The sequence below is a fragment of the Vibrio sp. R12-SW3-ISO1 genome (genome assembly GCF_059834005.1).
Genome location: NZ_JCBDGK010000048.1, coordinates 36,709 through 53,372, shown reverse-complemented (window position 1 = coordinate 53,372; position 16,664 = coordinate 36,709). Strand labels below are relative to the sequence as shown.

At 50.1% G+C, this 16,664-nt stretch carries 15 protein-coding genes and 1 riboswitch; of the genes, 9 read left to right on the top strand and 6 right to left on the bottom strand.

What is annotated here, in order from left to right:
• Positions 1-1,695 carry a SpoIIE family protein phosphatase gene (locus AC6R0R_RS15380; protein WP_500627333.1) on the top strand — a complete coding sequence of 565 codons (1,695 nt, stop codon included), beginning with the start codon at positions 1-3 and terminating at the stop codon, positions 1,693-1,695.
• Positions 1,696-1,940: 245 nt separating this feature from the next.
• On the top strand, positions 1,941-3,623 hold the full coding sequence (locus AC6R0R_RS15375) for a flagellar assembly protein A (RefSeq protein WP_500627332.1): 1,683 nt from the start codon (positions 1,941-1,943) through the stop codon (positions 3,621-3,623).
• Here AC6R0R_RS15375 and AC6R0R_RS15370 read toward each other — a convergent pair.
• A complete protein-coding gene (locus AC6R0R_RS15370) occupies positions 3,620-3,892 on the bottom strand; it encodes a nitrogenase-stabilizing/protective protein NifW (RefSeq protein ID WP_487902471.1) in 273 nt (90 codons plus the stop codon). The two genes, AC6R0R_RS15375 and AC6R0R_RS15370, sit on opposite strands and share 4 nt — an antisense overlap.
• A gap of 103 nt (positions 3,893-3,995) precedes the next feature.
• On the opposite strand from AC6R0R_RS15370, the gene AC6R0R_RS15365 reads away from it, so the two are divergent.
• Positions 3,996-4,643, top strand: coding sequence for a haloacid dehalogenase type II (locus tag AC6R0R_RS15365; protein ID WP_500627331.1), 648 nt, complete (start codon positions 3,996-3,998; stop codon positions 4,641-4,643).
• A gap of 31 nt (positions 4,644-4,674) precedes the next feature.
• On the opposite strand, the gene AC6R0R_RS15360 is transcribed toward AC6R0R_RS15365, so the two are convergent.
• Positions 4,675-5,100, bottom strand: a complete 426-nt coding sequence (locus AC6R0R_RS15360) for a universal stress protein (RefSeq protein WP_500627330.1) — start codon at positions 5,098-5,100, stop codon at positions 4,675-4,677.
• Positions 5,101-5,337: 237 nt separating this feature from the next.
• Between AC6R0R_RS15360 and AC6R0R_RS15355 the strand changes: the two genes are divergently transcribed.
• Entirely contained in the window at positions 5,338-6,732 is a 1,395-nt protein-coding gene (locus AC6R0R_RS15355; RefSeq protein WP_500627329.1) for a glycoside hydrolase family 1 protein, read from the top strand.
• Positions 6,733-6,841: 109 nt separating this feature from the next.
• Here the strand turns inward: AC6R0R_RS15355 and AC6R0R_RS15350 are convergent, their stop codons facing one another.
• The gene (locus AC6R0R_RS15350; RefSeq protein WP_500627328.1) at positions 6,842-7,447 is read right to left on the bottom strand and encodes a TetR/AcrR family transcriptional regulator; all 606 of its coding nucleotides are present in this window, start codon (positions 7,445-7,447) and stop codon (positions 6,842-6,844) included.
• Positions 7,448-7,581: 134 nt separating this feature from the next.
• The gene (locus AC6R0R_RS15345) at positions 7,582-8,673 is read right to left on the bottom strand and encodes an efflux RND transporter periplasmic adaptor subunit (RefSeq protein WP_500627327.1); all 1,092 of its coding nucleotides are present in this window, start codon (positions 8,671-8,673) and stop codon (positions 7,582-7,584) included.
• A 248-nt stretch (positions 8,674-8,921) separates the two neighbouring features.
• Between AC6R0R_RS15345 and AC6R0R_RS15340 the strand changes: the two genes are divergently transcribed.
• From AC6R0R_RS15340 to AC6R0R_RS15325, 4 genes are all read left to right on the top strand, one after another.
• Positions 8,922-9,647 (top strand): IclR family transcriptional regulator, encoded by a 726-nt coding sequence (locus AC6R0R_RS15340; protein ID WP_500627326.1) that lies wholly within the window; start codon positions 8,922-8,924, stop codon positions 9,645-9,647.
• Positions 9,648-9,652: 5 nt separating this feature from the next.
• Positions 9,653-10,486 (top strand): arginase family protein, encoded by an 834-nt coding sequence (locus AC6R0R_RS15335; RefSeq protein ID WP_500627325.1) that lies wholly within the window; start codon positions 9,653-9,655, stop codon positions 10,484-10,486.
• 473 nt (positions 10,487-10,959) lie between these two features.
• A complete protein-coding gene (locus AC6R0R_RS15330) occupies positions 10,960-12,837 on the top strand; it encodes a PhoX family protein (protein WP_500627324.1) in 1,878 nt (625 codons plus the stop codon).
• A gap of 394 nt (positions 12,838-13,231) precedes the next feature.
• Positions 13,232-13,384: a hypothetical protein gene (locus AC6R0R_RS15325; RefSeq protein WP_334553060.1), complete on the top strand. Its 153-nt coding sequence runs from the start codon at positions 13,232-13,234 to the stop codon at positions 13,382-13,384.
• Positions 13,385-13,494: 110 nt separating this feature from the next.
• On the opposite strand, the gene AC6R0R_RS15320 is transcribed toward AC6R0R_RS15325, so the two are convergent.
• Positions 13,495-14,382, bottom strand: coding sequence for a LysR family transcriptional regulator (locus AC6R0R_RS15320; RefSeq protein ID WP_500627323.1), 888 nt, complete (start codon positions 14,380-14,382; stop codon positions 13,495-13,497).
• 156 nt (positions 14,383-14,538) lie between these two features.
• Positions 14,539-14,696, top strand: a riboswitch (TPP riboswitch).
• 91 nt (positions 14,697-14,787) lie between these two features.
• On the opposite strand from AC6R0R_RS15320, the gene thiD reads away from it, so the two are divergent.
• Entirely contained in the window at positions 14,788-15,624 is an 837-nt protein-coding gene (gene thiD, locus AC6R0R_RS15315) for a bifunctional hydroxymethylpyrimidine kinase/phosphomethylpyrimidine kinase (RefSeq protein WP_500627322.1), read from the top strand.
• Between the two features lie 33 nt (positions 15,625-15,657).
• On the opposite strand, the gene AC6R0R_RS15310 is transcribed toward thiD, so the two are convergent.
• Positions 15,658-16,608, bottom strand: a complete 951-nt coding sequence (locus AC6R0R_RS15310; RefSeq protein ID WP_500627321.1) for a PstS family phosphate ABC transporter substrate-binding protein — start codon at positions 16,606-16,608, stop codon at positions 15,658-15,660.
• Positions 16,609-16,664 lie beyond the last annotated feature (56 nt).

The following is a 16,664-nucleotide window of genomic DNA, read 5'->3' as shown; positions in this document are numbered from 1 at the left end:
ATGCATGTCATGATCATCGATGACCACGCCACCAACCGTGAGCTGTGTCGTTTTATTCTCGATCACATTACCGAACGCATTACCATGTTTGAAAATGGCCAAGGGGTGGTGGAGGCGATGCAACAGATGGATTCGATGCCGGATCTGATTTTGTTGGATGTCATGATGCCGGTGAAAGATGGGTTCACTACCGCGCAAGAAGTCAGAGAAGCCTTTCCTAACGTCCACATTCCGATCATTTTCTTAACCGCTTTGGATGATCGCGCCTCTTTTGAGCGCTGCCTTGCCTTTGGTGATGACTTTATCCTCAAACCGGTGGAGCGCAATGTCCTCATTGCCAAAGTGCAAGCGCACTATCGGATTGTCAAAATGCACAATGAAGTGATGCAGCAGCGTGATGAACTGAGCCAGTTTCATGAGCAAGTACGGTACGACTATTCGATTGCTGAGTCGATTTTTGCCAATCTCGCTCAAGAGATGAGCCGCCAGGTCAGCAATGTGTACGGCATCCATTATTTGTCGACCCCCTCAACCATCTTTAACGGTGATTTGATTGTGCTTGCAAAGCGGCCACACGGTGGTGTCTATGTGATGATCGCTGACGCCACAGGACACGGTTTACCAGCGGCGATCTCCGCGCTGCCTGCGACGCGTGCATTTTTTACGATGGCGGCAAAAGGATTACCGCTCGGGGAAATTGTCACCGAAATCAACGAAGTGTTGGTGCGTTTTCTTCCGATGGGAATGATGCTTGCCGCCAGCGTTTTTGAAGTAAGAGCCAATGGCTTTGAAGTCTCTTGGTGGGGAGGCGGTTTGCCTGATGGGTATATTATCGATCCTGGAGGCGAGATTGTCAGCCGTTTAGTCTCAAGTCACATGCCGTTGGGCGTGCTTGAGCCGCACGAGTTTGAAGCCGACATTGTGCACTACAAACTGGAGCCTGATCAGCAGATCGTTTGCTACACCGATGGCGTGATTGAAGCCGCCAGCCCCAACAATGAACAGTTTGGCGCCAAGCGCCTTGAAGCCTGTTTTACTGGCCAGCGCGCGGTCATCCCAACGCTGTATGAAGCGGTACAAGCATTTAGCAATCAAGAGGTGCGTGACGATTTATCCATTTTGACCATGCACTTCCCCATTACCGTGGCGGAAGAAGAGGCTTGTCAAACGGTAGAGCAGCAGAGACGTCAAGTGCCGATACATGCCAGTCTGCAATTTGACGGCCATAAGCTGCGCCACCTGTCGGTAATGGCCGAAGTTAGGCAATTTTTACAGGGAATGTTATCGGGTGGTCCACATCTGGATCTGATTTGTTCGGTGGCCTCTGAGCTCTTTTCTAATGCCATCGAGCATGGTTTGCTCAAGCTTGATTCCTCCGTAAAAGATGACCCCGACGGCTTTTTTACCTATTACCAGCAGCGAGAGGATAAACTCAAGCAGCTTGAAGACAGTGCCTGGGTCAAACTTGAGCTCGATTATCAGCCTGACAGTGAGAAGGTCACCATGATTTTGCTTCATAACGGCGAGGGATTTGACTACGAAAAACGCCAGCAAGTTCAAGACGGACACACCTATGGCCGAGGTATCGTTCTCGCCACAGAACTGTGTGACTCGCTGCAATACAGCGAACAAGGGCGCAAATTAACCGCGATCTATTCGTTAAACGCGCTGCACCATTTTCCGCTTTCCGCATGATGCGCAGAGGAGCCTGAAGAGAAGCATTGCGACCGATTGATTATCCACCCAGTGAGTGGATGGCGCACTCAACCATAAGATGGGCCGATAAACGGCACTGGCAAACTTTACACTGTAAATAGCGTTGATGGACGTTTCTACAACAAAAGTTCAGTGACCTATGCCTGAATTTGTCACACATTCCATACTGTGTCAGTATCAAATTGAATAGACTGGACAGGTTAAGTGGGTTAAGCAGGTCAGTTATGTGGGACAAGTTAGTATCTCTGTCAGAAGATGAGCAGGGAGTGGTCGCGAAGCTATTGCCAGACATCAGTGTGGATGGAAATTTCGATACGCGTGGATTAGATTCCGCGTTAGCCAATATTGGTGCCAGTGATTTTTATCTGATGGAAGAGGCGGTGAACCGCTTTATCAAGTGTGCGCGAGAAGCGAAAAGTGAAGCGTATGTGGGCTTTCCTATCGCTGAAGTGCGTGACGCGACGGTGGAAGTGGTGCTCTCTGAACACGACATGCTGGCCAGTATGGTGGTGACCGGCGCTTACAAAGGCCAACCTCTGAAAGGACCGCAAATCGTGCATGCCTTGGCGCAATCCCATGTCACTAAAGGCATCAACAAGCTCGCACTGAAAAAAGTGTTAGTGATGAGCCATCAACTCAAACCCGGTGAAACCTTCACTCAACCTGTCGCCAAAGGCAAAAATCCCATCCAAGGCAAAGACGCCAAGTTTGTTCCTTTAGTCAAAGACCCTGCTAGACAAGTGCTCGCTCCCAAAGAATCAGATCAAGATGGGGGCAAAGTGGACATGCTCAACTTAGGCGAGACCATCACCGTCTCAGCAAATGATCCCCTTATGAAACGTGTACCTGCGACGAAAGGGACACCAGGCATGACAGTACAAGGTAAGGTGATTCCGCCTAAGCCAGGTAACGATGCCATGCTCAAAGCGGGCAAAGGCACGAAAGTGGATCCCAATAACCCCAATGTATTGCTGGCAGAGGTATCCGGTATGCCGGTCCTCAAAGAGCGCAGCGTGGAAGTGGAAGATGCACTCTGCTTACCGACCATCGGTGTGGCGACGGGTCATGTTAAATTCAAAGGCAACGTGGTGGTGTTTGGCAACATTGAATCGGATATGGTCGTTCGGGCAACCGGATCACTCACGGTGGGCGGATTTATTGAATCGGCGGATGTTCAAGCGCAAGGTGACATTGAAGTTGCCAAAGGCATCATTGGTCATAATGTCTCTGAAGGCGAAGAAAAGAGCTGTGTGGTGAAGTCGGGCGGCAGCATCAAGGCTAATTATGCGCAGTTTAGTGAGTTACAAGCTGGACAAGATATTATTCTCAATGTCCACAGTATGAACAACGCCATTCGCTGTGGTCGCCACCTCGTTGTCGCCGATAGCAGCGAAAAACACGGCACCTTAAGCGGCGGCAGTGCCAAGGTGGGCGGAAAAATCACCTGCGTCGAGCTGGGTGTGGAAGGCGACACCGCGACACATGTTCAGGCGTTTGCGCGCTTTCAGATGTACAAAGAGCGCCAAGCTAAACTCAAAGAACAATATACTCAAGCACAAGAAGCGACCATGGCGGTGGTGCGTAAAGAGCTGGAGTTGAAAAAAATTCCGAAATCTCAACGGACGCCAGAGCAAGAAGAAGAGGTAGAAACGCTCAAACGAGAGAGCAACGCACACCTTGAGAAAGTCAAACGTGCCCGTGATGGCAATGAAGCGGAATTGACCTCTGCACTCGAAGACAACACCATAGAGGTAAAAGGTAAGGTGTTCACCCATGTTACGGTGCAATATGGGGAAGAGAAAGTGATCACTAAGCGCGTCCACGGCCCTAGCATCTTCTCGTTCAATCAGTTTGAAATCAAATGCTCATCTATGTTCGAAGAAGAGGATATCGAACAAGAAGCCTAACGACGTTCACAAGACGTGCAGCCGCGGCAGGCCGAGCGAGTGTGTTTATCCAGCTTGCTGCGCTGTACTTTACAATAAGCATTTTTTAGCGCACGTCGCGCTGAAAACCAATCATCAGGCTTTTGTAAAATAAGATTACCCCCAAACCGCTTCACCAACTCGGTTCGATTCTGCTCGATAAACGTGCGGTCATAGCCTATCTCAAAATAATCCAATGCCTGTTCGATAGAGGTGAAACTGGCGAGGGTTTCTGTTATCGAGTCGGTCATTCGCTTAATCACTTCTTTCGTTCAGAATGGGTGTCCTATTATTGAACACTCGTTCACCATTGTCTACGATAGTAAGACACTCTCCACAATGGAAATGGCAACAATGACGAAGACTTATGCGTTTGATGTCTATGGCACTTTGATTGACACACATTTTGTGGCGACTCAACTGGAAGCGTGGCGTCCGGGGCTGGGGCAGGCCATGAGTGTGACTTGGCGAAATAAGCAGCTCGAATACGCGTTTCGACGTGGGTTGATGAACGAGTATGTGCCGTTTTCAACCTGCACCGAACAAGCGCTGGATTACACATGCGCCGCCCATCAAACAACCTTGTCGCCAGAGCAGAAAGCACAGCTTCTCGACCTCTATCTTCGCTTGCCCTGTTTTGATGATGTCCAAGAGAGCCTAGCCTCACTTGTGGCTAAAGGGCATCGGCTGATCGCTTTTTCTAATGGTGAACAACACAGTGTTGAGACGTTGTTGCGCCGCGCGGGCATTCGGGACGAGTTTGCGCAGATAATCAGCTGTGAAGAGGTGAAAACCTTTAAGCCCAACCCATCTGTCTATCAGCATCTTCTGTCGGTCACCCAAGACAACGACACCCATTTAGTCTCGAGTAATCCGTTTGACGTGCTGGGTGCGCAATCAGCCGGTATTAAAACCGTCTGGTTGCAGCGTAGCGTGGATGTGCCTTTTGATCCGTGGGGCGTTGAGCCCGATCGCGTTATTTGTCGTTTGACCGAGCTGTAAAAAAGATAGCCGCCTAGGGCGGCTATGTCAGTTAGCTTGTGATCGGCACGACGAGGATATCAATCGGTGACTTATTGATGAGGTGGCGGGAGTAGGAAACAATTTTGCTCCAAAAGTCCTGATGGTGGCCACAAATCAACAGATCAAAGCCGTGTTCTTTAATGGTGTACGTTAATTTCTCACTGAGATCGCCGGTACCGACAAGGAAGTGCTTGATCGGGACAGGTGAATCGGTTTGAAATTTCTCTAGCCATTTGTTGTTGTTTTCGTTCAAAGGTCGACGGCTAGGATCGGCTTGAATATCGACCAAATCTGGGTAGATTTCCCCATGTGTGCCATCGATATGGATGAACGAGACTTGTGCACCCACTATCTCAGCGAGAGACGCGGCGCGTTCAATGAGAACGTTACTCTCTTCAGACAGTTCTAGTGCAACTAGGATATGTTTGTATTTCATAACCACGCCCTCTTACGTCATTGTTTACCCTATAAGCATAGTATTTCTGTGGAAAAAGATGTGTCGGATAGGTCTCGTAATAGCTTGAAAATACCGATCTATCATTTAGATTTTGCCGATTTTTGTCGTTGCGCTCTGGCCTAAAAATGGGAAATATCCTGATAAATATCTAACCTTATTTAGTGCCTAATGGTTCGAGTACACTCAAGTCAGAATCATAAATAAAGAGAATGAACTATGACCTTTCCATCCAATTTTCTTTGGGGCGGAGCCATTGCGGCTAACCAGGTAGAGGGCGCTTACCTCACTGGTGGCAAAGGGCTTTCCACCGCTGACATGCTGCCAAAAGGGATCTTAAACCCACATCAGACTCGCGAAGCGCGTACTGAGGGGATCAAAGATCTTGCCATCGATTTTTATCATCGTTATCCAGAAGACATCGCTTTGTTTGAGGAGATGGGGTTCAACTGCCTTCGTCTATCCATTGCTTGGACGCGTATCTTTCCGCAAGGCGATGAAACCGAGCCGTGTGAAGAAGGGCTTGCCTACTATGACCGACTATTTGACGAATTGGCGGCCCACGGGATGACACCGTTTGTCACGCTTTCGCACTACGAAATGCCTTACGCCCTAGTGGAAAATTACGGCGGTTGGGGTAGCCGAGAAGTGATTACCTTCTTTGAGCGCTATGCGCGCAGCGTATTTACGCGCTACAAGGAGAAAGTGAAGCTTTGGCTTACCTTTAATGAAATCAATATGTCGTTGCATGCGCCTTTTACTGGGGTGGGACTTCAAGAAGATGCGAGCGAACAGGCGATCTACCAAGCGATCCACCATCAGCTAGTGGCCAACGCTAAAGCAGTGCAGCTCTGTCATGACATCATCCCTGACGCGAAAATCGGCAACATGCTGCTCGGCGCGATTAACTACCCCTACACCTGTAATCCTGATGACGTTTTGGCGGCGATGGATGAGAACAATAAGTGGCTCTTCTTTGGCGATGTGCAGACTCGAGGCAAGTACCCAGGTTATATGTTGCGTTATTTCCGTGATAACGGAATCACCATCGAGATGGAAGCGGGGGACATCGAGACCCTGGCGGCGGCGAGTGTCGATTTTATTTCCTTCAGTTATTACGCCAGTGGGTGTGCGAGTGCCGATCCTAAGCAAAAAGAGGTGGGCAATATCGTCGACAGTGTCCCAAATCCGTATCTGGAAAAGAGTCAGTGGGGCTGGTTGATTGATCCTAAAGGATTGCGCATTCTGCTCAACTTCCTCCACGATCGCTACCAAAAGCCGCTGTTTATCGTTGAGAATGGTCTCGGTGCGCGTGATTCCGTGACTGACGAAGGTGAGGTGATCGACGACTACCGTATCGCGTACCTGCGTGATCATTTGGTGCAAGCGCATGAGGCGATACTAGATGGCGTCGAGCTAATGGGCTTTACCAGCTGGGGGCCAATTGACTTGGTAGCGAACTCTACCGCAGAGATGAGCAAGCGCTATGGCTATATCTATGTCGATCGCCACGATGACGGCTCGGGTACCTTGACGCGTCTGCGCAAAAAGAGCTTCTATTGGTATCAAGAGGTCATCAAAACCAATGGGCAGGCGCTCTTGGCTCAAGAGTAATGAAGTCAGCAGGATGCCGTAGTATTCGGCATCCTTAAGACGGATCGCTTAGAAGATAGAGTGACTGAGAAGCGCATAAATACAGAAACAAGGGGCGCTGCTGCGCCTCTTATCGTGCTTGCTGCGTCTGGAGGAAGAAATCCAACGCGGAGTGAAGGTTGGCTCGGCGCTGCTCAATATTATCGTCATTCATACCAAGAAATGTGGGGTAGAAGGTGCGACCTTTCACTAACGCCAGCAGATTCGTCGCGAGTTCTCGCGCATTTTGCTGCGGCAGTGTGTTGTGTGCCATGGCGTCGCTCAGCCAATGCTCCATTGGACAAGTTTTGATCTGTTCAAGATCGTTGAGATGACAACTGCCATGGCACATGGCTTCAATCGTGATGGCCACCAACAGGCGGCGGCGCTCGCAGCTCAAGACAAAATCCAACTGCTGGTCGAAAATATCAAAAAGCTGAGATTTGATGCTACGGGTCGGATCAAATGGCGGCAGTTTTTGCGTCTCTTGCTCTTGGTGCAAAATGTGTTCGACGACATTCTGGTAGAGCTTCTCTTTCGAGCCGTAATGGGCATAGATGGTGGGCTTTGACGTGCCTGCGCATTTGGCGACAGCTTCAAGCGATGCGCCTTGCACACCAAAATCCTGGTAGCACTCCATTGCTGCCTGAATAATATTCTGCCGAGTTTTTTCGCTTCGTTGACTTCTTTTATCCATACAAAGGTCAGAGCAGTGTTCTAATTTCTTCCATGTGGTCATTGTGTTAACGCTACCATAAGCATGGTCCTACCAGTATGCCTGTCGCTGAGAGTTGAGAGCTGACTCAACATTGCGACACTCGATTGCCGAGATTATCCACGGCTAAGGATTTGGTTTAGCCCTTCAACCAGATTCACAATGGGCTCAATCTTGCGCCCGACTAGCTCATACGCGTAAGGATCGTTGACCACAAACTGGTTGGCCTCTAAACCGGTGACCGCGAGATAGCCCTCGATCTCAGATTTGACCATCAGCGGCGCGACCGGCACTTCTAGCACTTTCTTATCCCCATCAAGGACATAGACAAAGCTTTGGGTCTCTTTGGTATGAACCGCCTGTTTAGGGACAAACAGGGTCGCCTGGCGTTCTATGGCGTTGAGGTAGAGCTCGGTTTTACTTCCCACCAGTAACTGATTGTCAGAATTGGTAAAGGTGGCATAGGCGGAGAGTGTCTGGGCTTGTTCGGTGGTTTTGCTGTCGACAAAACTGAGCGTACCATCAATAAATTGGCCGTTGGCATTTTTTACCGACACTGTCGGCGGCGTGTGTGTTGAGGGATCACTCAGTGTCGTTAGGTAGGGGTAGAGCACGTCATTCGGCGCGCTGAAATGCAGTTCCACATCAGAGACGGCGATCAACTCCGTCAACTCCTGACCTTTGGTGACGAAGTTCCCGGCACTGACCAGAATTTGCCCCACTTTCCCTGAAAAGGGCGCGACGATGGTGGTATCGACGAGCGCCTCTTGGGCGACAAGCAGATTCTTTCTCGTCGCATCAATGGCTTGCCGAGCGCTGTCGAGTCGTTCACCGCGCGTCACACCGGATTTCGTTAAATCAAGGATATTGTCGAGCGCGCGTTGGTATTCCTCTTGGGCGGCTTGAACCGCTAAACGAGCGAAGGTGGTATTAAATTCAAACAGCGGTGTGCCCTTTTTAACCACCGCACCATCATTGACCAAGACATTGGTAATCTTGCCTTCCTGATCCGACAGAATTTTTGTGTATTCAGACGCTTGGAATTCACCGGAGAGCTTCTCGAGCCGGATCGCTTGCTTCTCTATCGGCAACTGAACTTGATACGCGTTGGATTGATAACGTTCGCTGGCGTTCGACAGTTGGCAGGTGACACTGAGAGTGGCCGCCGCGCCAAACAGAACGCTGAGGGTAAGTGCTAGAGGCTTCATGTTATCCCTAAACCTTGTGGTCGTTGATCCCAAAACGAGATGGCCGCTGGGCGGCTCGAGATGATTATGCAACATAGATTATTTTAACTTTACCGTTAAGTAAAGTTTTATTGATGGTTTGAATGGGTTGCGTAGGGCGTGCTTTTTATCACTCGGTGAAAATGTAGATGCTCTTTGTGCTCACTATTCTCGCCTTATAAGAATATAATTTGAACTCACTCTATGACCCAGTTAGAAAAGAATTGACCATGAAAAACGGCAGCGGCCAAGTGAACGAGAAAATCTTACAACTGCTCATGCAGGTAGCGGTCAACGACGAGCCGGTGACCGCCAAAATCTTGAGTCATCAGCTTGGGACACCACTGAGCAGTTTGTATCGCCACCTCAAAATGTTGAAAGAGTGGAATCTGATTGAAGAGAGTACGCACGACAAAACCTTGATCATCGGTCCGGCGGCTTTGATGTTGATGCGCAGTTACCAATCGAGTCAAAGTGAGCTGGAGTCAGTGTCCGCGGTGCTCAGACGCTTACAAAAGCAGACGGGCGAAATGGCCGCTTACATGGTGCCTGTTGGCTATCGTGCACTGTGCGTCAGCCGAAAAGAGAGCATGCAAGCGCTTAGGTGCAGTTATGTCGAAGGGCAGAGTCAGCCGCTGCTGCATGGCGCCTCATCGAAAGTGATGTTGGCGTATATGCCGAGTGCGCGCTGCGAGAAAATATTGCGTTATTTTGGCCAAGAGTCGCAATGGGACGCTTGGCAGACCAAATTGGACGCGATTCGAGCCCAAGGGTATGCGGTCAGTACCTCTGAAATTGATCCCGGGGTGTCTGGTATCAGCGCGCCGGTGTTAAAGGGCAGCAAACTTGTTGGCGCTGTGTCGGTGATGGCACCGGCTCATCGCGTTGAGATGAACGAGCAAAAAATTGTACTTCATGTATTGCAGGCAGCGAGAGCTCTGCCTCCTGAAAGGTAAAGGATATGTTTAGGCTATTTCAACGGCGCAAGCTACACAGTATTACTGGGCTCTGTTGCGACAAACTCACCTTGCTCAGTGTCAGTGAACAGATCAAACCGATGAGCCAAGTAGAGTTTGATATGGCCAACCAGAGCTTGGAAGAGCTCTACGATTGGTTGGCAGACAAAGTCTCGACCAATATTGGCTATGGCGGTCATTTCAATCTCCAACAAGCGGCCAAACATCGCTTGCTTGATACCGTTGCGGCGTTGATGGAATCGGCCAGTTTACCTGTGCTCTTTGCCAATGACGGTGAAAGCTTACTGCATGCGCTGCCGATGGTGGCGAGTCAAGGCAGAGAGCTGGGGTTTATCCATATCAGCCGCAGCTTGGATATCAAACCGACTCTAGAGCCTGAGAAAGGCTCGCTGTTTCATTTTATCTTGCAGCGCAGTCAGCAAAGCCGCTTGTTCTGCCTTGGTGTGGACTCGGACAATCAAGATCCGAAGCTACTTGATTATGCAGAAGATCTCGGCTGTGATTGGTTGTCCGTCAACGAGTGCCACTTTCGCTCTCGTTTTACTGTGAAGCAGCAGTTGAGCCACTACTTGTCGCATTGTGACGACGTGGTGATCAATATTGATCTCGCCAGCTTACAGCCCGTGACGCGGTTGGAATCCGATACGTTGATCGAAGTGCAGATGGTCAATCGAGTGTTACGCCAAGTGCTGCTTTCAGGCAAGGTGCGCTTAGTGCAATTTGTCGGTTACAAAGACAAGCACATTTATTCGAAAGAGACATTGGGCGTGGTGAATGGCTTGGCGTCACTGTTTCCCAGTCATCATAGAGCAGCGTAATGCTCAAGTGGGTGAAAACGGGGGCCTATAAAACTACTAAAGCTGGCGGTTAAGCCAGCTTTGTTGGGGTTGCACAGTTATTGAGATTTGCTGTTCGTGTTTTTGTTCGAATCTTTCCAGTATTGAATACGAACACGATGCAATTGTGCTTTTCTCATTTTCTTCATGATAATCCCTCACGTTAAATACCATGCTCTTCATTGAGCAGATGTGAATCTAGTTCCTCATGAACAATTTCAATTTAGCGGCGAAATGCGCGAAACACCAGTGTTTTGATCACAAATTTTTCGCGAAATTGGCGTAATTTCTAATTTACATGTGACTGAGATCGCCATTTATTGGTCTTGTCATGTAATCGAAGTAAAAGCATCATCTTTACTTTGTATTTGTTAAACAAAACCTTAACTGATGTGTAACCTTACTCGCCTACCATTTGCTCGCTTATATAATGATAACTCAGCAAGGAGTCAGCAATGTGGGATCGTGATGAACAGGATTCACAATTCAGCCAGATGATCGAAGCGCGACTATCTCGTCGTCGTTTCTTAGCCGGAACCGCTGCCGTCAGTGCAGGGGCGTTTCTTTCCCTCAACCCGATCGCGAAAGCGATAGCGGCATCGAGTGATAGTCGTTTGCTCAACTTCGAAGCGGTGCCTGCCTCGACAAAAGATGCGATCATCGTACCTAAAGGTTATAAAGCCACGCCGCTTCTCTCTTGGGGTGATCCTATTTTTGCTGATGCGCCAGAGTTTGATCAAAGCGGTAAGCAAGGTTCAGCCGCGCAAGCGCGTCAGTTTGGTGACAACACCGACGGGATGAGCCTATTCCCTATCAGTGACGATCGCGCTGTTATTGCGGTGAACAACGAATACACCAATTACGAATACTTGTTCGAACATGGCGGTAAAGCGATGACGGCGGACGACGTATTAAAAGCGCAAGCGGCACACGGTGTGACGGTGTTCGAAATCGTCAAATCCGGCGGAGAGTGGAAAGTGGATAAAGCGGGGAAACGCAACCGCCGTATTACCGCTAACACAGAAATGCGCCTGACAGGCCCAGCGGCGGGTCATGCGTTGATGAAAACCAAATTGGATCCTTCAGGCTTAGCGCCACTCGGCACCTTTAATAACTGCGCCAACGGTCAAACGCCTTGGGGTACATACTTAACCTGTGAAGAGAACTTCCACGGCTATTTCGGTACCAGTACGACGGCTGAGTTGAGCGACGATCATAAGCGTTACGGAATCAAAGCGGCGAAGAGCAGCTACCAGTGGCATGACACCGATGAGCGTTTCGATGTCGCTAAGCATCCGAATGAGCCACACCGTTTTGGTTGGGTTGTGGAGATCGATCCAAACGATCCGACGTCGACGCCGCTTAAGCGCACTGCACTCGGGCGATTTAAGCACGAGAATGCGGCACTGTTGATCAACGATGATGGTCATGTCGTGGTGTACCTAGGTGATGATGAGCGTGGGGAGCACATTTACAAATTTGTCTCTCGCGATCGCTACCAACCGGGCAATGATGCTGCTAATCGCAACTTGCTTGAAGAGGGCACCTTGTATGTCGCCAAGTTCGAGATGGACGACAACGAGTTGAAAGGCAAAGGCCAGTGGATTGAACTGACGTACGGCAAAAATGGCCTGACTAAAGAGAACGGTTTTAACGATCAAGCCGAGGTGATGATTTTTGCACGTCGCGCTGCGACTCAAGTTGGCGCGACCACGATGGATCGCCCAGAGTGGGTGGCGGTGCACCCAGACAACCAACACGTCTTCTGTACCCTCACCAACAACAAAAACCGCGGCGTAAAAGAGGGCCAACCTGTCGGTGGTCCTAACCCTCGCGCTGAAAACCACTACGGACAAATTGTTCGCTGGGTACCGACCTCGGGCGATCACACCCAAGCAGAGTTTGATTGGGATTTGTACCTGATTGCTGGCAACCCAACGGTGCACAAAGATTCGCTCTACGCGGGCAGTGACAACATCAACGCCGACAACATGTTTAATAGTCCGGATGGTATCGGTTTTGATAAAGCTGGTCGTTTGTGGATTCAAACGGACGGAAACTACTCAAATCAGGGCGATTTTGCAGGTCAAGGGAACAACCAAATGTTGTGCGGCGATCCTAATACTGGTGAAGTGCGACGTTTCTTGACGGGGCCAATTGCCTGTGAAATCACGGGGCTGACCTTCTCCGCCGACTACAAAACCATGTTTGTGGGGGTTCAGCATCCGGGCGAGAAAGGTGCGCCTTCTCACTATCCAGGTGGTGGTGACAGCAAGCCTCGCTCCACCATCGTTGCCATTACCCGTGAAGATGGCGGCGTTATTGGCGCTTAAGCTGTCTCACTGTTTGCATCAACAATCATTCGCATCAAGATGGGCGCCACGAGCGCCCATTTTTTATTGCCGATATCCACATTGGCATATTTATGCGATCGCTCGCATAAAAAACGTCAAGGTTTCGTGTGTTCACCGCAAAGAGTGTTGCGCTTCACAATCGCAATCCCTATATTGAAAGAGTACTCAGCATAACCTTAAGGTGTTCTAATCCGAATAAACTCCAGATAACAATACGACATTGAGCGATTGACCCGGCGAATCTAACCCATTTCTATTGGCGCAGACGCCCCAACGTAAAAAGAATAAAGTCTATCTGAGCGCCTTCTGATGAGAGAAGTGGCACCTTTAGGTTATCAAGTACGGTGATGATAACTGAGGAGGAGGTTAGGCTATGGTATCACTACTTTGGGTAGCATTAGGTTGTGTGGTCTTCTTATGTTGTTGGAGTGCTCAGCATGGTCTCCCTATGCTGGGGCTTAAACTGGATGAGTCCGATCTACTGATTATATCTGAACTCGCTGGCGAAGACGTCTTAGAGGCATGACCTCAAATAAACGACGATAATGAGCGTTGAAGCAGCAGCAAAAATGGAGCCTTGGGCTCCATTTTGCGTTTCAAGCCTATCGAAAATTTTGGCTATGGCAGTGCGTTGCGTTATAGCGAGATCACGTCCGTCAACTTATCCACCACCGTATGAAAACGGGCTGGCCACGCTCTTTGTTTCTTGCTCACCAAATACAGGGTCTCGACGACAGCTTTCTTTGGCTGATGCACAGCAAGTTGATCGCGCAAAGTGAAAGAGCTGAATGCGCTGTGTGGCAGCACCGTAAAACCGAGCCCTTTGGCGACTGGCAGAAGAATTTGACTGAGTTGGTTGATGTAGCCCGAGGTGCGCAGGGCGCGAATATCAATCCCTGCCAGCGCTTTGTCGCCACACTGCGAAAAGTAGAGCGAGAGATAGTGCTCCGCGTCGGGGTGGCGAATTAAACCGATCTCAAGGAGAAGTTCAGGGGTGATAGGCTCGTCGACGTTTGCCGGCACAATCAAACACATGGTTTCTTGACCTATCTCCTGCGCTTCGATTCTCGGGTCGAGCGGAATGTGGGTGACAAGGCCCAAATCGGCGCGTCCCTCAGCCAAATCGTCGATGATCTTGCGGTTGGGGGCGACTTCCAGCTTGACGACCAGTTGTGCAAATTCACACTGTAAATCGAGCAGATGCGGGTAGATAAGCTGCGCCAACGCGCCAGAGCAAGAGACCGACACCTCACCTCGATGCGCGTCATCCTGAGATAACGAAGCAATCAGGTCTGTTTCTTGTTTGGCGCGCTGCTTTGCGTACTGATAGACCTGTCTGCCTTGTTCCGTTACTTCAAAGCTCTTGTTGTGACGCGCAATCAGTGGGTAGCCGCAAGCCTGTTCGAGCTTTTTGATGTGCTGGCTGACACCGGGCTGAGTCATGAACAGCTTTTCTGCGGTATGAGTAAAGTGGCCGGTCTCGACCAAGGTTTGAAACGTTTTGAGCCAGAGTGGATTGAGCATAACCGTCAAATCAATAACGAAAATTTATAAAATTAAGAGTAAACGATAATGTTCTGTGTGCCAAACGTCGCGTTCGTATCGCCCACTCCTCGATTCACTCGGGTTATTTAAGTGATCTGAATAGGTTGCATCTGCGCTACCACAGGGTTAAGGTTGGCGACATAGTCGGGGAGCGTTCCTTCTGCTCGAATCATAACGATAGCTTGATTAACGAGCCTGTCGTAGAAGCATAGAAGGAGGGCTGAGATCGCATCGCGAGACCCGTTGAACCTGATTCAGTTAGCACTGACGTAGGGAACTATTCATAACGCGGTGTCGTGGGGTCGCCACAATCTCGCCCGTTATGTGTTGTGCTTGGCCAACGCGCTCTGCACACAGTTCCTGATGCGTGCGTGAGGAACACCGATGAACCAAACCGCATTTTATGACCCTCAAACTCCGATTGTCCTAACCATCGCTGGCTCCGACAGTGGCGGCGGCGCGGGCATCCAAGCCGACATCAAAGCGATCAGTGCAACAGGCAGTTACGCCTGCTCCGTTATTACGGCAATTACCGCGCAAAATACCTGTGGCGTTCACGCCATTCATCCTATCCCTATCGACCATGTTCAAGCGCAGCTCGATGCGGTATTGAGCGATCTCAATGTCGTGGCGGTGAAGGTTGGCATGCTGGCTGACGCTGAAATCATCCGTGTCGTGGCACAAAGTTTGTCGGCGTATCAGCCCAAGTTTCTAGTGGTGGACCCGGTGATGGTGGCCACCAGTGGTGACAGCTTACTGCACGCGAGTGCGGTGGGTGCGCTTAAGAAAGAGTTGCTACCGCTTGCCGATATGATCACACCAAACTTACCCGAGGCGGCTGCGCTGACTGGGCGAGCAACGCCGACATCGGAAGAGGAGATGGGAGCGATGATTGACGCCCTGCGCGCCTTGGGCGCCAAAACAGTGCTTCTTAAAGGGGGGCATTTAGAGGGCGAAAGCAGCAACGATCTGCTGATTGAAAGGAGTGGCAGTGAATTGATTCGCGCTAAACGAGTCACCACTCATAATACTCATGGCACGGGTTGCACGTTGTCATCGGCCATTGCGTCCTATCTTGCCCAAGGGTATCGGCTGCACAAAGCGGTCCATTTGGCCAAGCAATACATCTCACAAGCCATCGCGCATGCCGATGAACTCTCTATTGGTCAAGGACATGGGCCTGTGCACCACTTTTTCTCTGGTCACCAAAATGTACGTTAATCGCGATGGTGTGCAGTCACAACATAAGGGCCCTTATTTGGGCATCGAGACCGAGCCAGAGCGGCTAGAGTTGAGAATAAAACGCGCCGCGTCATAGCGATCATTAGAGAGAGGAATATAGCCAGAGTGGGAGACAACTTTGTTGATGTTGTCTCTGTCGATATAACTATCGACAAAGCGTTTCAGTGATGGCCGCTTCTCTAGCGCCTGTTTGTTCACGTAAATAAACAGAGGACGGGAAAGTGCGGTGTATCGTCCCATAATCACGTTCTCGACACTGGGTTTGACCGCGTTGAAGCCAGAGGGAGAGATGGCGATCGCTTTCAACTTGTCTTGATTTTGCAAATAGTAAGCAAAGCCGATAAACGCCATGGCGTTGGGATCGGCGGCCACTTCGGCGACTAAGGCTTCATCGTCTTCATTTGCGGTGTAGTCTTGTCGACTCGCTTTGCCATCCAGCACCACCTCAACAAAATAGTCATAAGTGCCTGAGTCTGATCCAGGGCCGTGCAGGACGATGGGGCGATCAGGGAAGTGCGGATTGACTTGCTGCCAGTGAGTTATCGTGCGTTCAGCGGTGCTTTCCCAGAGTGTTTTCAGTTCATCAAGAGAGAGCGCATCGATCCACTGGTTTTCTTTGTTCACCACCACGGTTATCGCATCGAGTGCGACGGGGAGCTCAATATAGTCGATGTGGTTGATCTCACACAGCGCTCGCTCTTTCTCTTTAATCGGGCGAGAGGCGTTAGAAATATCCGTGCGGCCTCGGCAAAACTTACGAAATCCGCCACCTGTGCCAGTGATGCCCACCACCACTTGGGTGTTGTGCCGCTCGGCACGCATAAAGTGATCGGCGACGGCTTGAGTGATCGGGTACACGGTACTCGACCCTTCAATTTTGATCAGATCTTTCCCGTGTGCCGTGGTACTCATCAGCGCTAGGCATACAGAAGCAAGAACAGTCGAACGCAATCGAAAAGTCATGGTTGAGCACAAAGGAAGAATCAACATACCGCGACTATACGAGCTAGCACTTTTGA

Excerpts from the sequence above, each read along its gene's own strand:
- AC6R0R_RS15350 (WP_500627328.1), bottom strand. The coding sequence starts at position 7,447 with ATGGATAAAAGAAGTCAACGAAGCGAAAAAACTCGGCAGAATATTATT.
- AC6R0R_RS15330 (WP_500627324.1), top strand. The coding sequence starts at position 10,960 with ATGTGGGATCGTGATGAACAGGATTCACAATTCAGCCAGATGATCGAA.
- AC6R0R_RS15340 (WP_500627326.1), top strand. The coding sequence starts at position 8,922 with ATGAAAAACGGCAGCGGCCAAGTGAACGAGAAAATCTTACAACTGCTC.
- AC6R0R_RS15365 (WP_500627331.1), top strand. The coding sequence starts at position 3,996 with ATGACGAAGACTTATGCGTTTGATGTCTATGGCACTTTGATTGACACA.
- thiD (WP_500627322.1), top strand. The coding sequence starts at position 14,788 with ATGAACCAAACCGCATTTTATGACCCTCAAACTCCGATTGTCCTAACC.
- AC6R0R_RS15335 (WP_500627325.1), top strand. The coding sequence starts at position 9,653 with ATGTTTAGGCTATTTCAACGGCGCAAGCTACACAGTATTACTGGGCTC.
- AC6R0R_RS15345 (WP_500627327.1), bottom strand. The coding sequence starts at position 8,673 with ATGAAGCCTCTAGCACTTACCCTCAGCGTTCTGTTTGGCGCGGCGGCC.
- AC6R0R_RS15320 (WP_500627323.1), bottom strand. The coding sequence starts at position 14,382 with ATGCTCAATCCACTCTGGCTCAAAACGTTTCAAACCTTGGTCGAGACC.
- AC6R0R_RS15360 (WP_500627330.1), bottom strand. The coding sequence starts at position 5,100 with ATGAAATACAAACATATCCTAGTTGCACTAGAACTGTCTGAAGAGAGT.
- AC6R0R_RS15380 (WP_500627333.1), top strand. The coding sequence starts at position 1 with ATGCATGTCATGATCATCGATGACCACGCCACCAACCGTGAGCTGTGT.
- AC6R0R_RS15325 (WP_334553060.1), top strand. The coding sequence starts at position 13,232 with ATGGTATCACTACTTTGGGTAGCATTAGGTTGTGTGGTCTTCTTATGT.
- AC6R0R_RS15355 (WP_500627329.1), top strand. The coding sequence starts at position 5,338 with ATGACCTTTCCATCCAATTTTCTTTGGGGCGGAGCCATTGCGGCTAAC.
- AC6R0R_RS15375 (WP_500627332.1), top strand. The coding sequence starts at position 1,941 with ATGTGGGACAAGTTAGTATCTCTGTCAGAAGATGAGCAGGGAGTGGTC.
- AC6R0R_RS15370 (WP_487902471.1), bottom strand. The coding sequence starts at position 3,892 with ATGACCGACTCGATAACAGAAACCCTCGCCAGTTTCACCTCTATCGAA.
- AC6R0R_RS15310 (WP_500627321.1), bottom strand. The coding sequence starts at position 16,608 with ATGACTTTTCGATTGCGTTCGACTGTTCTTGCTTCTGTATGCCTAGCG.